This is a genomic window from Vibrio sp. YT-19(2023) (assembly GCF_033337395.1).
Genome location: NZ_JAWOQN010000514.1, coordinates 1 through 693 on the forward strand (window position 1 = coordinate 1; position 693 = coordinate 693).

General features: G+C 44.9%; 1 protein-coding gene. It reads left to right on the plus strand.

Annotated elements, in window-relative coordinates:
- Nucleotides 1-693: diguanylate cyclase domain-containing protein (locus R7E78_RS26835; RefSeq protein ID WP_318058700.1), on the plus strand; the 693-nt coding region annotated here is incomplete at both ends.

Below are 693 nucleotides of genomic sequence, written 5' to 3' on the forward strand. Positions count from 1 at the left end.
TTTTGATTTGATCTTTGACGACATCTCGACACACAAACGCGCAAATGTTTCCGATAAAGTTCGTCTGCTTCAAGACGGCTACGACAAATCCATCCCCAAATCGGGCTTGCTGGTATATCACCCGGTCTTTGACTTCGAGAATAAAAACCTGTTGGGCGTGGTTACAGGTGTGATTCGTAGCACTGTTTATTTCGAAGAGCTGATCACCAAGACGGCGACGGAACTTGAGATGTCGGTCAGAGTGGAAGATTTAGGTTTTGATGCCTCTGATGACCCGTTTTTGTTTCAAAGTGAAAACTGGGATCGGATCAGCGGTAAAGTGATCAGCCGAACGATTCAGCTGCCTAATCGACAATGGCGAATTGATTTCAAACTTTCAGATGCCGTGTCTGCTTGGGAGCGCTCCATTTTAACGGGAACGACCATCGCAGGTCTTCTGATTGCGTTTTTGATCAGCTACATCGTTAACTTACAGTCACGAGAAAAAGAACGTTTAGCCGAAATGCTTGATATTAAGACGGTTGAACTAAAACGCATGGCCGAGTTAGACCCTCTGACGCAATTGTTGAACCGTCGCGTGTTTAACGACAATTTGCTCAATCAAACTAATAGCGGTAAACCGTTCTCTTCGGTTGGTTTCGATATTGACCACTTTAAAGTGATTAATGATAAGCACGGCCATTTGGCGGGTGA